Source organism: Phycisphaeraceae bacterium, from assembly GCA_019454185.1.
GTDB lineage: Bacteria > Planctomycetota > Phycisphaerae > Phycisphaerales > UBA1924 > JAHBWV01.
Genome location: CP075368.1, coordinates 578,932 through 597,301, shown reverse-complemented (window position 1 = coordinate 597,301; position 18,370 = coordinate 578,932). Strand labels below are relative to the sequence as shown.

General features: G+C 63.5%; 16 protein-coding genes. 8 read left to right on the top strand and 8 right to left on the bottom strand.

The genetic code is table 11. The annotated features are described in order from the left end of the window. Positions 1–31: 31 nt before the first annotated feature. Positions 32–1,069 (top strand): hypothetical protein, encoded by a 1,038-nt coding sequence (locus KF838_02415; protein ID QYK48714.1) that lies wholly within the window; start codon positions 32–34, stop codon positions 1,067–1,069. Positions 1,070–1,156: 87 nt separating this feature from the next. Here the strand turns inward: KF838_02415 and KF838_02410 are convergent, their stop codons facing one another. The 3 genes from KF838_02410 to KF838_02400 form a co-directional block, all read right to left on the bottom strand. Next, positions 1,157–2,464: a type II secretion system protein GspG gene (locus KF838_02410; GenBank protein ID QYK48713.1), complete on the bottom strand. Its 1,308-nt coding sequence runs from the start codon at positions 2,462–2,464 to the stop codon at positions 1,157–1,159. Between the two features lie 101 nt (positions 2,465–2,565). Further along, complete coding sequence (locus KF838_02405; GenBank protein ID QYK48712.1) at positions 2,566–2,973, bottom strand: hypothetical protein; 408 nt, start codon at positions 2,971–2,973, stop codon at positions 2,566–2,568. After that, positions 2,970–4,895 carry a hypothetical protein gene (locus KF838_02400; GenBank protein QYK48711.1) on the bottom strand — a complete coding sequence of 642 codons (1,926 nt, stop codon included), beginning with the start codon at positions 4,893–4,895 and terminating at the stop codon, positions 2,970–2,972. The genes KF838_02405 and KF838_02400 overlap by 4 nt, the downstream gene beginning before the upstream one ends. 268 nt (positions 4,896–5,163) lie before the next feature. Here KF838_02400 and KF838_02395 point away from each other — a divergent pair, with 268 nt between their 5' ends. From KF838_02395 to KF838_02380, 4 genes are all read left to right on the top strand, one after another. After that, positions 5,164–5,706 carry a DUF2617 family protein gene (locus KF838_02395; GenBank protein ID QYK48710.1) on the top strand — a complete coding sequence of 181 codons (543 nt, stop codon included), beginning with the start codon at positions 5,164–5,166 and terminating at the stop codon, positions 5,704–5,706. A 290-nt stretch (positions 5,707–5,996) separates the two neighbouring features. Then, positions 5,997–9,041: an isoleucine--tRNA ligase gene (gene ileS / locus KF838_02390; GenBank protein QYK48709.1), complete on the top strand. Its 3,045-nt coding sequence runs from the start codon at positions 5,997–5,999 to the stop codon at positions 9,039–9,041. A gap of 207 nt (positions 9,042–9,248) precedes the next feature. Then, positions 9,249–9,953 carry a HAMP domain-containing histidine kinase gene (locus tag KF838_02385; GenBank protein QYK48708.1) on the top strand — a complete coding sequence of 235 codons (705 nt, stop codon included), beginning with the start codon at positions 9,249–9,251 and terminating at the stop codon, positions 9,951–9,953. Further along, entirely contained in the window at positions 9,950–11,470 is a 1,521-nt protein-coding gene (locus KF838_02380) for a sigma-54-dependent Fis family transcriptional regulator (protein ID QYK48707.1), read from the top strand. The genes KF838_02385 and KF838_02380 overlap by 4 nt, the downstream gene beginning before the upstream one ends. Before the next feature lie 101 nt (positions 11,471–11,571). On the opposite strand, the gene KF838_02375 is transcribed toward KF838_02380, so the two are convergent. Both KF838_02375 and KF838_02370 read right to left on the bottom strand, forming a co-directional pair. Beyond that, positions 11,572–13,173 (bottom strand): DUF11 domain-containing protein, encoded by a 1,602-nt coding sequence (locus KF838_02375; protein ID QYK48706.1) that lies wholly within the window; start codon positions 13,171–13,173, stop codon positions 11,572–11,574. 489 nt (positions 13,174–13,662) lie between these two features. Then, a complete protein-coding gene (locus tag KF838_02370; protein QYK48705.1) occupies positions 13,663–14,343 on the bottom strand; it encodes a response regulator transcription factor in 681 nt (226 codons plus the stop codon). A 264-nt stretch (positions 14,344–14,607) separates the two neighbouring features. Between KF838_02370 and KF838_02365 the strand changes: the two genes are divergently transcribed. After that, positions 14,608–15,336, top strand: coding sequence for an SDR family oxidoreductase (locus KF838_02365; protein QYK48704.1), 729 nt, complete (start codon positions 14,608–14,610; stop codon positions 15,334–15,336). 215 nt (positions 15,337–15,551) lie between these two features. Here KF838_02365 and KF838_02360 read toward each other — a convergent pair whose 3' ends face one another. Further along, entirely contained in the window at positions 15,552–15,926 is a 375-nt protein-coding gene (locus tag KF838_02360; GenBank protein QYK48703.1) for an RNA-binding protein, read from the bottom strand. Between the two features lie 278 nt (positions 15,927–16,204). On the opposite strand from KF838_02360, the gene KF838_02355 reads away from it, so the two are divergent. Next, positions 16,205–16,330 (top strand): entericidin A/B family lipoprotein, encoded by a 126-nt coding sequence (locus tag KF838_02355; protein QYK49807.1) that lies wholly within the window; start codon positions 16,205–16,207, stop codon positions 16,328–16,330. 74 nt (positions 16,331–16,404) lie between these two features. Next, positions 16,405–16,578, top strand: a complete 174-nt coding sequence (locus KF838_02350; GenBank protein ID QYK48702.1) for a DUF1328 domain-containing protein — start codon at positions 16,405–16,407, stop codon at positions 16,576–16,578. Between the two features lie 17 nt (positions 16,579–16,595). Here the strand turns inward: KF838_02350 and KF838_02345 are convergent, their stop codons facing one another. Continuing rightward, the gene (locus tag KF838_02345; GenBank protein QYK48701.1) at positions 16,596–17,843 is read right to left on the bottom strand and encodes a glycosyltransferase family 4 protein; all 1,248 of its coding nucleotides are present in this window, start codon (positions 17,841–17,843) and stop codon (positions 16,596–16,598) included. 194 nt (positions 17,844–18,037) lie between these two features. Next, positions 18,038–18,325 (bottom strand): hypothetical protein, encoded by a 288-nt coding sequence (locus tag KF838_02340; GenBank protein ID QYK48700.1) that lies wholly within the window; start codon positions 18,323–18,325, stop codon positions 18,038–18,040. Between the last annotated feature and the right edge of the window lie 45 nt (positions 18,326–18,370).

The following is an 18,370-nucleotide window of genomic DNA, read 5'->3' as shown; positions in this document are numbered from 1 at the left end:
GTGGAGGGATCTGATCTCGTGGAGACGACTTATGCGCCAACGATCCAGCCACGCCCGCTTCGTCGTTGCTTCAGTGATCGCGTGCTCCGGCGTGATGGCTTCGTTGCCGGGAGCGACAGCTGCGAGCCCGCAGCCAGTGCGGGTTGAAGACCCGGAATCGGGCGCATCTCGTGCGAAGGCGTTGCAGAACAAGCGCAGGGTTGAGATCGAGAGAGAACTCTCGAAGCTGCGAGCGACGCATTTCAGGTCGGTGCGGAACGTCGAGCTGCGCCAAGTCGGCATCAGCAAGCTGCGGGCGTATACGTCGTCGGAGGCGTACCCCTCGCTCTTGAAGGTGTTTGAGCGCGAAGGTGAGGATGTCCAGCGGGCGATCGTGGAGATGCTGATCGAACAGGGCTCGCCCGATGCCGACGCGACGTTGGCGTGGGCGGCGGTCATGCTCAACAACGCGTCGTTCCGGATGCATGCACGCGACGGCCTCCGAGAGAGGATCGGGCAGGCCGGAGTCACGCAGCCGATGCTGAACGTGCTCGACATCGCTCTGCAGAGCGAGAGCGACACACGTGCGTCTGCAGCGGCGGAGATCGCCAATCAGTTCGAGATCGTCGGTCTCATCCCGCGTCTGATCGTCGCCCAGTTCTCGGGGAACCCGAGCGGGGGGGGGCGAGAGTCGGATCGGAGGGGGGATCTGGCCTTCATCGCGATCGGGCGTCAGGTCGCCTTTGTGTCGGATCTGACTCCGGTTGTGAGCGACAGTGCGGTCGGTTTCGATCCGACCATCAGCGTGGCGAACGAGGGAACGGTCATGGCGATTCGTGACGCGAGCGTCACCATCTACAGGACCGAGATACACCGCTCGCTGGTCGGGCTCAGTTCGAGAGCATGGGGAAAGCCGACTGATGGGCTCGGGTACGACTACGAGGCATGGAAACGCTGGTACTTCGATGAGTTCCTGCCCTCGGAGGAATCGAACGGCAAAGCAGATGCTCCCACCGACGATCTGCGGCCGGAGGACGCTGGCCCGAAGGAAGCCGCGCCGCCGACACCGGCAACGCCGGGCGGCGGGTGAGTGTGGGTGTGTCGGTTCGAGAGACTTTGTATCCGGGGCGGCGATCGCGGTGGGCGCGGCACTCGCAGCGCGTGATTCGTGATGATGTCAGCGGCGACGCTGCGCTGCCTTGAGTTGGCGCTCGATCGAGGTGCGCATCATCTGACGCATCGCTGCGGCCTGCTGCGCGGACATGCCGGAAGCGGCGAGATCGATCGTGATGGCAGGGAACCACTGGTCTTCGACCGGGAGGTAGCCCAGGTCTGCCAGGCGTGATTCGAGGTGCGCCAGGTGGCCTGCCCCGTACAGGATTCCGATGGTCCGGACGTCCGGCTCGTTCTCGATGATGCGAACCAGGTCTGCGATGACGACCTCATTCCGCTCTTCGATGATGACCTTGAGGAACCCCTCGCCGCCGGGCATGCCAACTCCGCCGCCCGCTGCGAGCAATTGGTCGGCGGAGCCGAGCATCTCGACCATCGCGAGTTTGGTCATTGAGCGTGACTGTTCAGAAGCGGTGATCAACCTGAGCATAACGCCGGCGAACCGGGCGGTGAAGGACTCGCCGCTGAGCATGTTGAACAGCGGCGACGCGTCCGTTCCATGTGCTTCCATGCGTTCCTGCACCTGGTCGACGGACATGTCGCTGTTCCGCCAGTTGGGTCCGCCCTCGTTCATGGCCTCGGGCTGGAAAACAAGCCCGAGGGATGATGCGAGTTGTTTCTGGATGCCGCCGGACGACTCGGCGTGTTCGCCGGGGCTCGGGCGTCGGGCCTCGTGAAAGAGGTCGGCGTCGAGCCCCTCCCCGCCGGGCACACCGTCGGCACCATCGCTCGTGAGTGTGAACCGCTCGCCATCATCCGAGACTTCGTATCGGATCGCTCCGCCCCATGCGTCCTGCCTGGCGGCGGACATGATGCGAGCGAAGCGATCATCTGCCGATCTCTCCGCGCCTTCGATCGATGCGGGGAGCGTGCCGGATCGCTGGGCTTCGCGCTCGATAAGCATGGAGAGGAGCTTGAGGCGGCGTTTGGTGTACCTTGCCTTGTCCTCGTCGGTCGCGTTCGGCGGGAGTTCGCCAGAGCCGCTGGGCTTGACGCTCTCAAACAGGACGACATCCTGGGCGTCCATCAGTGACTGGAGCGACTCATAGAAGACGGCGTCACCGATGTGCACGGCTCCGGCCATGCGGATCACGGGTCGCTCGTCGGCGGGGTGCTCGAAGCGACGGGCCGCCACTTCGAGACGAACTGTTTGAGCCGTTTCGTCGTCGACGACTCTGATGTAGGGAGCCGAAGACGCTCTCTCGGGCTCGATCGAGTGTGCCGCCGGCACCACCGAGGCGGAGACGATCATCGCGAACGCGGCGAATCTGGTGTGCGCCTGCAACTGTGCTGGAACGGGTCGATTGTGCATTGTGCGGCTCTCTCGGTGTGCGGCTTCAGGGGGGCACGGACGGGCAAGTATTGGCGGTTTGGCAGCGGTGCTTTCGGTTGTGATCGCGACCTTGCGTGAAATCAGACTGAAGGGATACCGCCATCGCCGGGAAAGGTGCCACAGAGGGACTTCCAGAGCCGCCGTTGCCGCGCGGACGTTTCGGGCGAGGTCTGAAGGACTGTTGCGGCGAGGGTTGGGCTGCCGAGGGTTGCGAGCGGATCGACCCCCGCCTTCATGCAGAGCGCGCGGAGTCGTTCACGGTCAGAATGGCCGAGTCCAACGATGCGTGAGAGTCTGCGAAATGCGGCCTCGGACTCGTCGAGTTTCGCCTTCCTGAATCGAAAGAACCACCATACCCACCATGCCAGGGTCGCGAGCGCCACCAGTGACGCGACCACGAGGAGCCACGGGTGTGGTTGAGTCGCGGCGGCTTCGGGGCCTGAAGGGCCGAGTTCACCGGTCAGCAGTCTGGGTGGCTGGAGCGTCATCTCGCGGGCCCCTCGGCGATCCACTCGGAGAGGCCTCGGTAGGCCTCGGCTCGAGATGCCACCCAGTTCCCCGCCGCGACGTGTGCCGGTCTCGGGTCGTGGCGGAGGAGTTCGATCTCTGCTGCTGCGGCGGCGGAATCGGTTTGGCGTCTGGCGGCGAGAACAGCGAGTCCTCTGACGGCTGCACCGCGCGGCCGGTGGGCATCAGACCGCTTGTATTCGATCAGTCGGGACTCGACTTGGGTGGGGCGCGAGGCGGCGGCTGGTCCGAGCACAAGGGCATCGATCGCGTTCGCAGCGACGCGTGGATCCGAGTCTTCCACGAGGGACTCGATCGTGTCGAGGGTGGTCGTTCGCGTTGTCGCTCCGAGCGCACTGACGATGCCGGCACGCAGCCATGTGTCCCGCTCATCGGAACCGCGGCACACTTCAAGCAGCGAGAGGAGATCGGACTCGAAGTCTTCGACGATGCGAAGCCACTGGGCGACCCTGAGGGCGTTGAGCTGTCTCTTCGGATCACCGGAGAGGAGTCTGCGACGGACCTCGTCACGGAAGCCCTCGGGATCGGCGGCGAGCATCCGACGGGCCTCGAGCCGCGCCGCGGGCCGCTCGGGACGGAATGGATCGGCTTGCTCAAGGTCCCGGCGTGTAATTCGCCGGACTGAGGGGTGAGGGGAAGCGGCTAATGCCTCGAGGATCCGCCGAACGTCGGCGGAGGGTGCTCTTCGGCGGGCTGGCGTGATGCCGGCGCGCGACCAGCGGATTGCCGCGGTCCTTGCGATGACAGGCGAGGGATCGAAGCAGAGGTCTCGCACGTCGCTTGGGTCGGCCCGGCCCACAACCGTGAGACGAGTCAGTTCGTCCTGATCGGTCAAGAGGGGCTCAATCGCCCCGGAGCGTTGGCTGCTCTCGATACCGGTCGCGTACACGAAGCGGGCGAGGTTCCGCCGGGCTTTGATGGAGAGTTCGGAGACCGTGGCTTGATCAGGCAGCACACCGGTTCGCCCTCTGGGGTGCTCTCGGATCAACTGGAGCAAGCGGCGGCGACACGGGCGGACCACGAGATGGGCGGATGCAAGAACAACCTCGTGTTCGCGCTGGGATGTAGCGCGAGCAAGCCGATCCGTGCAGGACCGCTCAAGCCCGGGGATGACGCACCATCGGAGCGCGGCGAGCCGAATGAGTGGATCGCGGTCCCATCGGAGGACGGCGGAGAGAGCCCTTCCAGGCCCTTCGTTCGAGGCAGATGCGACCGAGAGCACCCCGCGTCGGGCCTCGTCGGAATCGGGAGTGGCCTCATGATCGGCCTCGACGAGTGCCCATGCGCTCCAGGCAATGCCGCGCCGGACCTTTGCATCCGGCTGCTGGATCGCTTCCGAGACTGTGCGAAGGAGCGAGATGAGTTCGCCGGTATCACGCCTTGCGATGGCTGCCTGGACAAGCTTGAGAGCGGCGCGATCGGCATCTTCAGAGCCCGGAACATCGAGGGTTGCGTACCTGATGAGAGCGGCGGTGCACCCGGGATCTGCTGCATCTGTGAGGAGCGCGACGAAGGACGAGGTAGGAGGCAGGTCCCCGGATTCGAGTATGTCACGGGCGATACTCCCCCACTGTTTCGCACCGACCGCGAGGGCTGTCGCTCGCTCGAGGTCGTTGAGTGATGACCAGCCGCGTGCTATGCCGTGGAGTGCTGTGGAACGGATCTGCTGGGCATCATGGGTGGCGTTCAGAACCCGCCAGAGAAAGCCCTGGATTCGCGTGGGGGCAGGGGGCGGCACGAAACAGGCCAGTTCGAGCAGTTCAGCCCACACCCATGGCTCTCTGGCTCTGGGGTCCGCAGCGACTGCCGAGAGCACCAGAGCCCGTTGGTGCTCGGGCAGCATTCTGAGTTGGGCAGAGCGTTGGACTCTCAGGGCTCGCAATCGGGCTTTCCTTGCCTCACCCTGTTCGCGGTGCAGGGGGAACTGCGACAATTGACAGCGGGGCAGGGTGCTTTCCCTAGTAGACGTGCACGTGTCAGGTAGATTATCTTGTGGGGGTTCGGCCTGCAATTCGAGCGAATGGCCGTGTCCGAATCGTTTTTCTCTGGGTCGGGATCTTCTTTCCGACTAGAGTGGACGCTTACTTGGCGGGAGTCGCATCATCGGAGCGGGAGGGAACCCGACCGAATTGAAGACGCAAGGGGACGCGATGAGCCAGCACACGAAGGCGACGAGTCTGCATACCTACCAATCAGTGCTCTACGGCCGGGCTCTTCATCCGGAGTTGTTCACGCTCAAGGATCGCAAGGTACTCAAGACCAAGGACTACGAGTTTGAGGCCTGGATCATGAATGGCGGGCACATGCTCAGATTTGAGCACCGAACGATGTGCGCCAGCGAGCTGGTGACGGATCAGGAGGGTTCGCTGCCTGACTCGGGCGTGCTGGCTGCGGCGTTGTGCGCCGGTGAGCGGGACTACGAGCACAAGTTCCCTCGTGACGGGGTGGCGTATCTGACGACAGTGCAGACCGAGACACTTTCGGAGAATCTCTACGCCGCGACGTTTGAGGAGATGCTGTCGTTCGCGGTCGAGGTCACGGGGATGTGCACCGTCTGGGAGGACGGCGTTGGGCGGTGCCTCTCGCTGATCGACATCCAGAGATACCCCAACGAGCTGCACGCTCAGGCGTACCACCTGCAGGCAAACGGCGGGGTGGTTGTTCGTACTCAGACGATCTTCGAGCACGCCTGATTTCGATTTGTGACGTCGCGGCTCCTCCCAACCCCCGTCTGGGGTGAGAGGGCGTGTGCTTTGCCCGCAACTGAGCGGCATGCAAAGTGCTGCCCCCGTGACCTCAGCGGACGGGAGCGGGGAGTGCTCACTCCGGGTCTGAGAAGACTTGGGCTTGGGGTCTGCCTTGTGTCGGCGGTTGATGAACTACCATCTGACCTTGACATTCAAGGCAATGACATTCATGGCAGTGAGCAACGGCTGATACGGCGCGGCGGACGCGACAATCAGGCCCTCGAGGTGACCGAGAAATGACGCAGGCACAGGCGGAGGCGGGCTCGGGTGGTGCGGAGCAGAAGAACCGGTACCGGGGGACTCTGAACCTGCCGAAGACGCCCTTCCCGATGAAGGCGAATCTGGTGCAGAACGAGCCGGCCTCACTCAAGAGGTGGCAGGCGATGGGGTTGTACGGGAAGGTGCGGGAGGCGCGGAAGGGGCGTGAGCGGTACAACTTTCACGATGGCCCCCCGTATGCGAACGGCTCGATCCACCTCGGGCACTTGATGAACAAGACGCTGAAGGACTTGGTGGTGCGGACGCGCACGCTGATGGGGTACGACTGCGCCTATGTGCCGGGGTGGGACTGCCACGGTCTTCCGATCGAGCACAAGGTTGTGCAGGAGTTGCTCGAGAAGGGGAAGTACGAGAAGCTGAAGACGCTGAGTGAGGATCAGCGTCGGATGGCGGTCCGGCGCGAGTGTCAGGCGTATGCCGAGAAGTTCCATAAGCTGCACACGACGCAGATGTCGCGTCTGCTGACGCTGGCCGACTATGAGCATCCGTACCTGACGATGCAGCCGTCGTTCGAGGGTGCGACGCTGGAGCTGCTGGCGGAGCTGGCGGCCCAGGGGCTTGTGTATCGCGCGACGAAGCCGGTGCACTGGTCGATCGCGAACGAGACCGCGTTGGCGGAAGCGGAACTTGAGTACGAGGACCGCGAGGACCTTTCTGTCTACGTGGATTTCGAGGCGTTTGATGCGGAGGCGGTGTACGACGCGTTCGGACTGCCGCCGACCAGCGACGAAGGCGAGGACGAGGAGGGCGAAGATGGCGACGGACCCGAGGCGAGCGAGTCCGCACGCGAGCCGAAAGCGGGCGTGAGACCCTCGCAGCGTCCATGCTTCATGATCTGGACGACGACGCCGTGGACGCTTCCCGCCAACGTGGCGGTAGCGGTGAACCCGAAGTTCGTCTACGCGCTTGTGTATGTGGACGGGAACATCACCGTGATGGCCGAGGCGCTGGTAGAGAAGGTGACGAAGGCCGCGGGCGCGGACCGCGTGAGCGTGCTCGCGACGACGGACGGGAAGCGTCTGCTGGGCCTGAGGTACAGACACCCGTTTGTGACGAACGTCCCTCCGTGCGGGCTCGGGCACCCTTGCGACCCGAACAAGGTGTGGTCGGTGGTCGGCGCGGAGTATGTCACGCTGGAAGACGGCACAGGCCTCGTGCACACCGCGCCGGGGCATGGACAAGAGGACTACCAGACGGGACTTCGCGAGGTGCTGCCGATCTACTGCCCGGTGCAGAAGGACGGCACCTACGACACGTCTGTTCCCGAGTGGCTCCAAGGGATGTCGATATGGGATGCGAACGCGAAGATCGCGTCGTATCTCGATCAATCCGGCCACATGTTCTTCAGGCACACGTTCACGCACAGCTACCCGCACGATTGGCGGAGCAAGACCCCGGTGGTCTTTCGGTGCACCGAGCAGTGGTTCATCGGCGTGGATCGACCGACGAAGCGCGACGGCAAGACACTGCGCGAGATGGCGATTCGGGCAGCGGAAGAATCGATCTCGTTCGTGCCGGAGTGGGGACGCAACCGGCTTCGGGGCATGCTGGACTCGCGCCCCGACTGGTGCATCTCGCGTCAGCGCGCGTGGGGCCTGCCGATTCCGGCGTTCTTCTCGCCGACCGGAGACGTGCTGTTCACACCCGCATCGGTGAGGGCGGTCGCGCGGCTGGTGCGCGAGAAGGGATCTGACGCATGGTTCAGCGGCAACGCCTCGGACCTGCTCGCGGGGTATGACCCAGCGAATGATCCGGATGCGCCCCAGGGACTGACCCGTGAGGCGCTCGCGAGGTATACGAAGGGACAGGACATCCTCGACGTGTGGTTCGAGTCTGGATCATCTTGGAATGAAGTGCTGCGTGAGCGCAAGGGCGGCTTCCCCGCGGAGCTGTATCTTGAGGGTTCGGACCAGCATCGCGGCTGGTTCCAGGCATCGCTCCTGGTCTCGCTCGGCGCGACCGGTGCCGCGCCGTTCAAGGGGCTTCTGACTCACGGGTTCATCGTTGATCGTGACGGGAAGAAGCTCTCAAAGAGCAGGCCCGATGCGAACAGGTACGAAGTAGACAACCTCTTCAGCGAGTTCGGCGTGGATGTGATGCGCTGGTGGGTTGCGTCGCTCGCGTACGACAACGACGTGAAGGCGGATCTTGAGTTGTTCGCGCTCGCGGGCGAGTCGTACCGGAAGGTGCGCAACACGTTGCGGTTCCTGCTGAGCAACCTGTCGGACTACGAGCCGGCCAAGCGGTCGCCGGATCTGAACGCGCTTCGCCAGATGCCGCCCACGTCGATTGATGCCTGGGTGCTGGCAGAGTTTGATCGTCTTGCGAAGGACGTGATGCACGCGTACGAGACCTACCAGTTCAGGGTTGCTCACCAGCGGCTCTTCGATTTCTGCAATGAGACGCTGAGCGCGGTCTACCTTGCTGCGGTCAAGGACCGGATGTACTGCGACCGACCGGACTCGGAGCGACGCCAGCGGTCCCAGATGGCGATGCATGCGATCGCGGAGGGTCTGTGCCGCCTGCTCGCGCCGATTCTCTGTCACACAGCAGACGAGGCGTTCAGGTCGCTGAGGGGCGTGGCTGCGAATGACGCATCGGTTTGCGTGCACGTTGAGGAGATGTTCGGAAAGGCCGGGGCATGGGGCTTCGGCGTCGAGGCGGATCCGCGATGGGGCGATGTGATGGAGATGCGGACGGTTGCCCTGGGCGCGATGGAGCGTGTGCGAGCGGAGCAGGGTGTTGAGAACCCTCTCGACATGGGAGTCGCGCTGCCGGACAAGCAGGGGGACCTCCGCGCGTTTGATGCCGTGGATCTCTCGGATCTACTCGGCGTCAGCATCGTGACGCTCGAGGGCGCGGCAACTGCTCCCCGCGTGACCGATCTTCGGGGAACACACGAGCGTTGCGAGCGGTCGTGGAAGCGTGATGGCACCGTGAGGAAGCGTTCTGACGATGGGCTTCTGAGCGACAGGGACGCCGGCGCGATCGGCGTGTCCTGATATCCGCCTTGCGTCGGATGGTTCTCGGACGCTCATGTCGCGGGCACGCCTCATTGAACTCCCAGGCGGAGTCGAATGTTGCGTGCAGACAACAGAGGGGTCGCCCTGAGGATGGGCTTGGCCGATGGTCTGTGTATGACTGCGCCATTCCAGAGACCGGACCATTCGAATCACCCTGCTGACGCACGCGAGCCATCGGATGAGGTGGTGAGACTGGCGACGCTTTCGCATGAGCTTGCGAACCTGCTCGACGGCTCTTCGAGGTGCCTTTCGATCGCACGTCAGGACCTGCGAGGCGGGATCATCGAAGCAGGATCGCTCGAAGCCGTTGGTCGGCGTCTGGAGACCGTTGCTGTCGCGCTGGAGCGGATGGCCTCGCTCGTGGATGGCGCGATGCGTGATGCGAATCGCGGCGTGACCCAGTTCGGTGGTCCGATCTCGCGGGTCGCTCTGGCCGAGAGCATCAGCCATGCAGTCGACGTGTCGCGACCGATCGGCGCGCCGACTCGGATTACCATCGATGCGGAGATCGATCGATCGATCGAGTCGGTGCCGACCGGGCCGCTCTACACGCCGATTCTTAACGCGATCCGCAACGGCATCGAGGCGATCGAGCGGAGCGGTGGTCCCGGGCGTGTCCTGGTGAGCGGTACGGTTGATGCTTCGGATCGTGTGACCGTGATCCGGATCAGGGTCAGCGACACCGGGGCTGGAGTGTCGCAGGGCTTCTGCACCCTCTCGGCCGAGCCATCACCGGGTGGGACGGGCATCGGGCTCGCGTTGTCCACAACGATCGTGCGTTCGCTCGGCGGGGATGTGCGGCTGTTCGATGGAGCCGACGGCGGCGCGGTCTTCGAGCTGACGTGCCCGCTCGCTTCGCTCGTGAGAGATCGTGAGGGGGCTTCGTCATGAGTGATCAGGCGAGGAAGGATCGCGCCCGTGTCCTCGTCATCGACGATGACCCGATCATCGCCGAATCGCTCTCCGAGTTTCTGAGACGCGAGGGCTACGAGCCGACGACCGCGCTCAGCGGCCGCGAGGCCTTGGAGCGCATCGCACAGGCGACAGACCCTGAGGGGGAGCGGCTTCCCTTCGATATCGTGATCTGCGATCTCTCTCTGCCCGGCGGAACTGGTCCCGGTGGGATGGGTTCGGGCGGGATTGGTTCCGGCGGGTCCGGGCATGAACTCGCGAGGACCATTCTGAGGGAGCATCTGGGCATTTCGGTGATCATGCTCACCGGATACGGCACGATCGAGTCGGCCGTGGAGTCTTTGCGACTGGGTGCGATCGACTTTCTGACAAAGCCAGCGCTTGAGCAGGAACTGCGGCTCTCGCTTGAGCGGGCACTCCGGCATCGGGCGATCATGGCGGAGAACAAGACGCTGAAGCGGCGTCTGCACGGCAGAACCGCTCTGGCGAGCATTCTCGGCACCGATCACAGGATGCAGAAAATCTTTGACCTTGTGGGCGCGGTCGCTCCCACGAAGACCACCGTGCTTATGTCGGGCGAGAGCGGCACGGGCAAGAGCATGGTCGCGCACGCGATCCACCGGCTCAGCCCACGTAAGGACAAGCCGTTCGTTGAGCTCTCGTGCGGCTCGATCCCGGAGACTCTGCTGGAGTCGGAGTTGTTCGGCCATGTGAAGGGCGCGTTCACGGGAGCGCACGCTGACAAGCCGGGACGCTTCCTTGCGGCGAACGGCGGGACAATCTTTCTGGACGAGATCAACTCGGCATCGCCCGGGATGCAGTTGAAGCTCCTCAGGGTGCTGCAAGAGCGGAAGTTCGAGCCGGTCGGCAGCGAGAAGACGATCGAGGTGGACACGAGGGTGATCCTTGCGACAAACCAGCCGCTGGAGGCGCTGGTCGCCGACGGCAGGTTCCGGCAGGATCTGTACTACAGGATCAACGTGGTCAAGATCGAGTTGCCTCCCCTGCGCGAGCGTCCGGGCGATATTCAGATGCTTGCGGAGCACTTTCTGGCGAGGTTCGGCTCGGAGCTCGGCAAGCAGTTGACGGGGTTCACGCCTGCGGCTGTCGAGGCCTTGCTTCGGTACTCGTACCCGGGAAACGTGCGGGAGCTTCAGAACATCGTTGAACGTGCTTCGGTTCTCACGCGGAGTCAGACAGTTGGGATCGAGGACCTGCCCAGCCATGTTGTTGAGCAGGAGGCGGCACACAACGTCGCATCGACGCTTGCGACGGGCTCGAGTGATCATCCTGTAGCTTGGGTCCCGATGAAGCTGGAAGACGCGCTGCGTGAGCCGGAGCGGGAGATTCTCAAGCGTGCGCTGCATGCCAACGGCTGGAACAGACAGAAGACTTCCGAGCAACTCGGGATCAACCGCACGACGCTCTACAAGAAGATGAAGATGCACGGCATAGACGGGGCTCACGGCTTGCAGTGCGATGAGCGTGCGGCGTAGCTGGATGGGTTTGATGCGAGTGTAAAAAGCAACCGCCCCGCGTGAGCGGGGCGGCTGTGTAAGAGGCAGTTCCTGAAGGACTACCGTGCTCTCATGCGAGATCAGCGGTAGAAGTTCGTGGCCTCTGTCTCCATGACGGGACGAGTCAGCTGATCGCTGGTCATCTGCGTCGTGAAGCGGACGTCGCCATCAGCCGTGGCACGCACGACGACCGTCCATGTCGCGCTGGCACCCGGGGCGAGCGAGGCGAGCGGGGCAAAGGTCACGGTCTTGCCGCTGGAGGTGGCGGAGGTCTGACCACCAGCCGAGACGAAGGCCATCTCGTCCTCGAGGGTGCAGACGATCCGGATGTTGGTGCCGGCCAGCGAGCCCTGGTTGGTCGCGATGATGGTGTAGGTGGTGGAGCCGCCAACCTCGACGGGGTCGGGGTTGTCGACGACTTCGAGGAGGATGGCCGGGATACCGGCGAACTCGGTGCCTGCCTCGGCGGAGACGGGGTTGGCGCAGGTCGCCTTGGCCGTCGCAACGTTGCGGATGGTGCCGATGCTCGGGACGTTCATGGTGACGCTGACAGTCTTGGACGCGCCCGCGGCCAGGGATCCGACGTTCCACTGAACGGTGTTGCCGACGAGCGTGCCGCCGTCGGTCGCGCTGACGAAGGTCGCTCCGGCGGGGACCGGGTCCTCGATGACGGTGCTTGCGGCAGCGGCATCACCCTTGTTGGAGACTGTGATCTCGAAGGTGACCGGACGGCCGGCGAAGAGCTTGGCGGGGCCCTTCTTCGCGATCTCGAGCACGGGCTGACGGACCACGGTGGTGGTCTCGTTCGACTTGGCGCTGAGGCCGTTCGACGAGGCGGCAGAGGCCGTGTTGCGGTAGGAGCCGGTCTTGTCCGCCTTGAGGGTCATGGCGAACTCCTTGCTCTGGCCAGCACCGAGATCGCCAGCGGCGAGCTCGACGACCGACTTGCCGTCGGTGGTCTTGAGGCCTGCGGGGAGCTCGTCCTTCACAACGACCGAGCGAGCAACGCCTGTGCCGGTGTTGGTGACGACGATCTTGACGGGGATGGTGTCACAGTAAAGGACTTCGCTCGGTGCGGTCTTCGTGACCTGGAGCGCCGGAGCGACCACGTTGATCGTCTGGCAGACCGGGAGGGTGTAGTACACGCGAGCGCAGGACTCGATCGTGCCCGCGCCGCCCGCGTTGCCCTTGATGGTGATCGTCTTGCTCTGGCCAGGCGAGAACGAGCCGAGGTTGTACGACATCACGCCACCGTCGCGGCGTGCGCCGTCGGGGGTGGAGCTGGTGAAGGTGAAGCCCGTGGGGAGGACCTCGTCGACAACGACGTTGTCGAGCGTGGTGGGGCTGACGTTCGTGACTTTGATCGAGTACTCGAAGGGCTGACCCGCGACGACCTCGCTCGGGTACATACGCTCGACGAGGAGAGCCGCGTTGTGCTCATGGCCCGTGGGGTAGTACACGGCGTTTGCTGAGGATGGCTTGGCCGGAGCGGCTGGCTTGGCGGGCTCGGAGACGGGCTTGGGAGCCGGGGTGCGTCCGGAGTCATCGCGCTCGTACCAGAGACTGCCGGTCGAGCCGGACGAAGAGCCGCTGGACTGACAGCCCATCAGCATGCCACACATGCCCAGTGAGAGGGCGAGAATCTTGAGACCTCCGCTCAGTCGCATAACAGTTCCTTTCATGTCAATCCCCTCGAAGTGCCGGCGATGCTCTCGGATGAGCCGCACGCGCTGAAGATTGTGCCACCCATGATATCACGCCAGAGTGCCAAAGTAACCCGTTCAGCACTCTCTTTGGCGACGAGAGCATCACGGGGAGTGGATGTCTGGCGGCATGGTATCGCCGAGCGAGACTTACTCGCGCAATTCACGCGCAGTCACTCGAATGAATACATAAATCCATATGGTATGAGGATTTACGATCGGCCGGACTCACGACTCGCATACTTAGTCCGTCAGCGCGATCGAAACGATGCGACTGAGGTATCCGCGAAGCGATCGTGGGTTGGCGCGGCTCGCCTCTTGATCTCCGCAGGTATCCTGCTTCTGCGGGATGCAGCCGATCGAGTGACGCCGTCGGTGCTCGCGTGAGCAACAAAGAACACAGCCCGACAAGGTGTCGGGCTGGTGATCGAGTCTACATGCTTGATAGGAGCATCGACCTCGAGGGGATCAGCACTGAGCCGACTCCTGGCCGACAGGAAAGTTGACGACTTTCGGAGCGGTCGCGATGCCCTCCGCGAATGCGTAGAGAGCGAGGCGGAGTCTGTCACGGATTCCGAGGCGGGACATCAGACGCTCAACATGGCGCTCAACGGTTCGCGGGCTGAGGAACATCACTTCCGCCATCTCTCGCGTTGACAATCCTTGCGCGATGTACTTGAGCACTTCGAGTTCTCGGGGTGAGAGCCGATCGAAACGGCCTGCATCGGGATCTGACTCCTGCTGGATACCGATCTGCTCGCCCTTGCCGACTCGCTCCAGGGTATAGAGAACGTCGGCTGGTGAAGTGGTCTTCTCAAGGAATGCTGCGGCACCGATGTCTGCCGCCTCCTGCATGAAGCGACGATGCCCATGACCCGTGAGGAAGACGACCCTGGTCTCAGGAGACGATGCCCGGATTGCTCGCGCGGTGTCGAAGGCCGATCGGCCCGGCATCTCGATATCGATGATGGCGATCTGGGGCGTGCTCCGGCGTGCGGCATCGTGGGCATCATCGCCTCGTTCGAGAAGATCGGTGACCTTGAATCGTCCCGAGCTCTCGAGCATCGCTGCGATAGCGTCCCTGATGAGCAACTGGTCGTCAACAATCATGACGGAGATGAGCTTCCGTGGTGTGCCATTGAGTTCCATGAGCAGTCGAGCTCCCTTCTCTGCGAGTGCGAGGCGACAGCACGTGCCCGGGCGGGCGGTTCGTGCATCGCGGTTCGTATTCAGTCCAAGCAACCGATTGCTACGCCAGAGAGCCGCCAAGACGGAACGGGCAGGCAGGCGTGCTGACCAATTCGCGTCGCGGGGACGACAGATCCGCACGAGAAAGGCCCCGATGTGGGCGTGTATTTGCTTGAGTTTGCGGATTATCCGGCCGGACGAGGTGGAGTGGGTTCGGATAGGATCATGTTCGGATCACAGGACGGGGTGTCAGGCGTGATCCAGCAAGGAGCGAGCGTGCCCCACACGTACTTCGTCACCGGGAGCAACCGAGGGCTCGGGCTCGAGTTCGTCCGCCAGTTGTCGAGACGTGGCGATGTCGTGGTGGGCTCGGTGCGCGAGGTGGCACAAGTGGATGCCGGGGACGAGCATGCGGCGTCGTTGGTGCCTCTTGAGCTCACGGACCAGAAGAGCATTGACTCGTTGCCGGAGCGTGTGGGCGACCGGTCGATTGATGTGCTCATCAACAACGCGGGCGTATCGAGCGACAGCTCGACGCTGGCTCGTTGCGACGCGGCCGAGCTTCATCGAGTGTTCTCGATCAACTCGATCGCACCAGTGCTGGTGACGAGGGCCCTGCTGCCGAACCTTCGGAAGGGATCTCGGAAACTTGTGGTCACGGTGTCGAGCCAGCTCGGCAGTATCACCAACAACTCAGGCGGCAGTTCGTACGGGTATCGGGCGAGCAAGGCGGCCGTCAACATGTTGACGGTGTCGATGCACCATGAGTTGAAGGGTGAGGGATTCACCTGCGTGGTTGTGCATCCGGGATGGGTGCAGACCGATATGGGCGGACCGAATGCGCCGTTGAAGCCGGATGAGAGCGTGGGACATCTGATCCGGCTCATCGACCGGCTGACGGCTGCTGACAGCGGGAGATTTTTCAACTACGACGGCACGACGCTTCCGTGGTGACCGTTCTTCTGCGGTGGACGTCAGGGGCTGCGTACGTTCGACGTGATCCGGGCCGTTTGGGGCGAAGGTGCCGCGAAAGGTTGCGAGCCGGCTTGAATGAGCACTGAGCCGCTCGTCTTGGCACCACAGTTGTCGCAAAGACAGCGGGCCGGGAAGATCCCGGCCCGCTGCGCATCCTTTGTTTCGATCAGTGTGGTCGAGGGTGTGCGTTCGGCTTACCAGCCGCCGCGACCACCACCGCCGCCGCCGCCACCGCCGTAGCCGCCACGGCCGCCGCCGCCACCGCCGCCGAAGCCACGGCCACCACCGCCGCCGCCGAAGCCACGGCCGCCGCCGCCGCCGCGGTCCTCACGGGGACGGGCTTCGTTGACGGTGAGATCACGGCCATCGATGTTCTGACCGTTGAGGGCCTCGATCGCATTGCGTGCCTCGCCATCGTCCTTCATCTCGACGAAGCCGAAGCCACGGGGACGACCGGTCTCGCGGTCCATCACGAGCGACGCAGAGAGGACTTCGCCGTGCGCTTCGAAGATCTCGCGGAGGCGCTGCTCAGACGTGTTGAACGAGAGATTGCCGACATAAAGCTTCATATGCCATCTACCTGCCCCTGACGTTGAAACCGGCTGCTTGAACTCGGGCAAGAGAAAGCGTCGGTGATCTTGGACGCCACCCGACCTCGGGTGGAGCGAGTCTCGAGAATCGAGAAATGCTAGGCAGGTCCTATGGCTGGGGAAATCCCCCAAACTGCCGCCAACCCGTCGGTGGGGCGCGCCGGATGGAGCAAGAAAGGCCTCTTGGAATGAAGTGGCACTTTCACATATCGCACATAAGCCAAATGAATGGAGGCCAGAGTATGCGTCGTCCCAATATGAAAGGCGTTCTGTTGGCGTTTGCGGCGGCGTTCGCACTGGGGCTGACCGGCTGCAACACCATGAAGGGTGTAGGCAAGGACATGGAATCAGCCGGGGAGGCGATCCAGGACGCTGCTGATTGAACTCGGCGCCCCCAGGGATCGCGAGACTGCTTGCGGTTCGAGCCAACGGCCTCAGCACAACACAGGAGTCCATCATGCTCTACTGGTGTGCGGTCTTTTTCATCATCGCGATCGTGTGTGGGATCCTCGGGTTCGGCACGCTTGCCGGGGCTGCGGCGTCGATCGCGAAGATCCTATTCGTGATCTTTCTGGTTTTGCTTGTTCTGGGGTTGATCAGCCGCGGATTGAGCAAATCGAAGCTTGTCTGAACGCAGCCCGTGGGTCGCTATCTCCCGCTCGCAGGAGCGGGCAGATGCGACCCCGGCTTTCTGCCCGTTGCGGCGGGGCGCACCATCGCTCGGTGCCTCTTGGCGATCTCAACGAGCGTGTCGATGTACATGCGGTGCCAGACGTCAGCATTCCAGTTGGTCCGCACGAACTCAACGGCGTTGCGACCCAACTCCGCCCGTCGATCCGGATTCGAGAGCAGGGACTCCACGGCATCCGTGAATTCACGCTCATCGCCCGGCTTGCACAAGAGGCCGGTGACGCCGTGCTGCACGGTCTCGGTGACGCCGGCGAGTCGCGAAGTCACGACGGGGACGCCTCGCGATGCGGCCTCGATCCCGGCGAGCAAGAGTGTGTCCTGCACGGTTGGGATCACGAGCAGGTCCATCTGTGGAAGATGCAGGTCCATGAGCTCGGCGTGGGGGACGGGGCCGTAACGGATCACGTTTCGAGCGTTCGCGGGAGCGTCCGGCACCTCGCCGAACATGTGCAATTCGGCACGATCCTTCCATCGTGCCTGATGCCAACGCAGGAGGCGGTCTCCGCCCTTTCGCTCCCACGCGTTGCCCACGAAGCAGATGCGGACCATGCCACCGCTTGACACGGGCTGGCGGCTGCTGCTTGGGGCGATGATGGGTGCGGGCCTGGAGACCATCACACGCCCGGCGGGGACGCCGTAGTCTTCGATGACGGAGTCTGCGGCCCAGGTGCTCCAGCACGAGATCAGCGATGATGCCGCAAACACACGGCGTTCGGATGCGATGACGGGTCGCCTCCAGAGTCGGGTGGTACCAAACTCTCGGCACTCCTGCTCGGTCGTGGCGTCGATCTGCGTCACGAGAGCGGGACGAGTCGGATACGGGATCGAAGCAAGAGCCAGCGCCTGGTGCTGGGTCATGACGTGCACGAGATCGAAGCGATTGAGGGGGAGCCGAGTGTTGAACCAACGCCTCATCTCACGCGCCCAGAGTCGCGTGTATCGGTAGCGGTGGAAGTCCAGCCCGGAGCGGGCAGCACCCGGCACCTGCCTTGCGAGAGAGCGCATGACGACCGGCGGACGCAATCGCACATGGACTGCATCAACGGCGGGATTCGTCTCCGCGTAGACCTCAAAGGAACGCGAATGGGTCGCGAAGCCGAGCGACTGACTGCTCAAGAAGAGGATTCGCACGGGTCCATCGGCTTCCTCGGGTGGCAGGAGAGAGGGCCGCAGGCCTTCTGCGTTTGTGGAGATGCTGCGATTCATGTGTGTTGTTGCTCCGCATCCTTGCTCTGCCGGGCTATGGGTTGGCCTTGCCGCTCACCCACACCGCTTGCTCATCAATCTGGTCGTCTGTGGCATCCGCCCTGCTCGTTGCTCAAACGAGGATCGGACACCTTTGTTGCACGAACCGCCGCAAAGAACCAAGATCACCCGTCGGAATCGCGATGAGCCCAAGTTCATTCCGTATCCGCGTCATCGGCAGTCGCGGGGCTCGTCGGTACACCCGCAGCAGCATCCAGAGCTGACTTCGCCGCGTTTTGGGTTTGGATCTGCGGTGTCCCGGTGCGCGTGTCGTACACGGAAGTCTGATTCCCAGCGGCCTCGCGGGCATGCTGCTTCGCGCTCCATTCGGCTGCGCGACGCTGCTGAAAGAAGCCGAGGAGAACCAAGCCGATCGCAAGGCCGATGCAATAGTGCGCCAGCCGCCTCATAAACCCCGCGCGAGATGTTGGTTGCCCATCCATCTTTGATCTTAGCAACTTCCGAGGCCGAGGTTCGGTGTGCTGAGA

Excerpts from the sequence above, each read along its gene's own strand:
- KF838_02380 (QYK48707.1), top strand. The coding sequence starts at position 9,950 with ATGAGTGATCAGGCGAGGAAGGATCGCGCCCGTGTCCTCGTCATCGAC.
- KF838_02375 (QYK48706.1), bottom strand. The coding sequence starts at position 13,173 with ATGAAAGGAACTGTTATGCGACTGAGCGGAGGTCTCAAGATTCTCGCC.
- KF838_02410 (QYK48713.1), bottom strand. The coding sequence starts at position 2,464 with ATGCACAATCGACCCGTTCCAGCACAGTTGCAGGCGCACACCAGATTC.
- KF838_02355 (QYK49807.1), top strand. The coding sequence starts at position 16,205 with ATGAAAGGCGTTCTGTTGGCGTTTGCGGCGGCGTTCGCACTGGGGCTG.
- KF838_02345 (QYK48701.1), bottom strand. The coding sequence starts at position 17,843 with ATGAATCGCAGCATCTCCACAAACGCAGAAGGCCTGCGGCCCTCTCTC.
- KF838_02405 (QYK48712.1), bottom strand. The coding sequence starts at position 2,973 with ATGACGCTCCAGCCACCCAGACTGCTGACCGGTGAACTCGGCCCTTCA.
- KF838_02365 (QYK48704.1), top strand. The coding sequence starts at position 14,608 with ATGTTCGGATCACAGGACGGGGTGTCAGGCGTGATCCAGCAAGGAGCG.
- ileS (QYK48709.1), top strand. The coding sequence starts at position 5,997 with ATGACGCAGGCACAGGCGGAGGCGGGCTCGGGTGGTGCGGAGCAGAAG.
- KF838_02415 (QYK48714.1), top strand. The coding sequence starts at position 32 with ATGCGCCAACGATCCAGCCACGCCCGCTTCGTCGTTGCTTCAGTGATC.
- KF838_02395 (QYK48710.1), top strand. The coding sequence starts at position 5,164 with ATGAGCCAGCACACGAAGGCGACGAGTCTGCATACCTACCAATCAGTG.
- KF838_02370 (QYK48705.1), bottom strand. The coding sequence starts at position 14,343 with ATGGAACTCAATGGCACACCACGGAAGCTCATCTCCGTCATGATTGTT.
- KF838_02360 (QYK48703.1), bottom strand. The coding sequence starts at position 15,926 with ATGAAGCTTTATGTCGGCAATCTCTCGTTCAACACGTCTGAGCAGCGC.
- KF838_02340 (QYK48700.1), bottom strand. The coding sequence starts at position 18,325 with ATGGATGGGCAACCAACATCTCGCGCGGGGTTTATGAGGCGGCTGGCG.
- KF838_02350 (QYK48702.1), top strand. The coding sequence starts at position 16,405 with ATGCTCTACTGGTGTGCGGTCTTTTTCATCATCGCGATCGTGTGTGGG.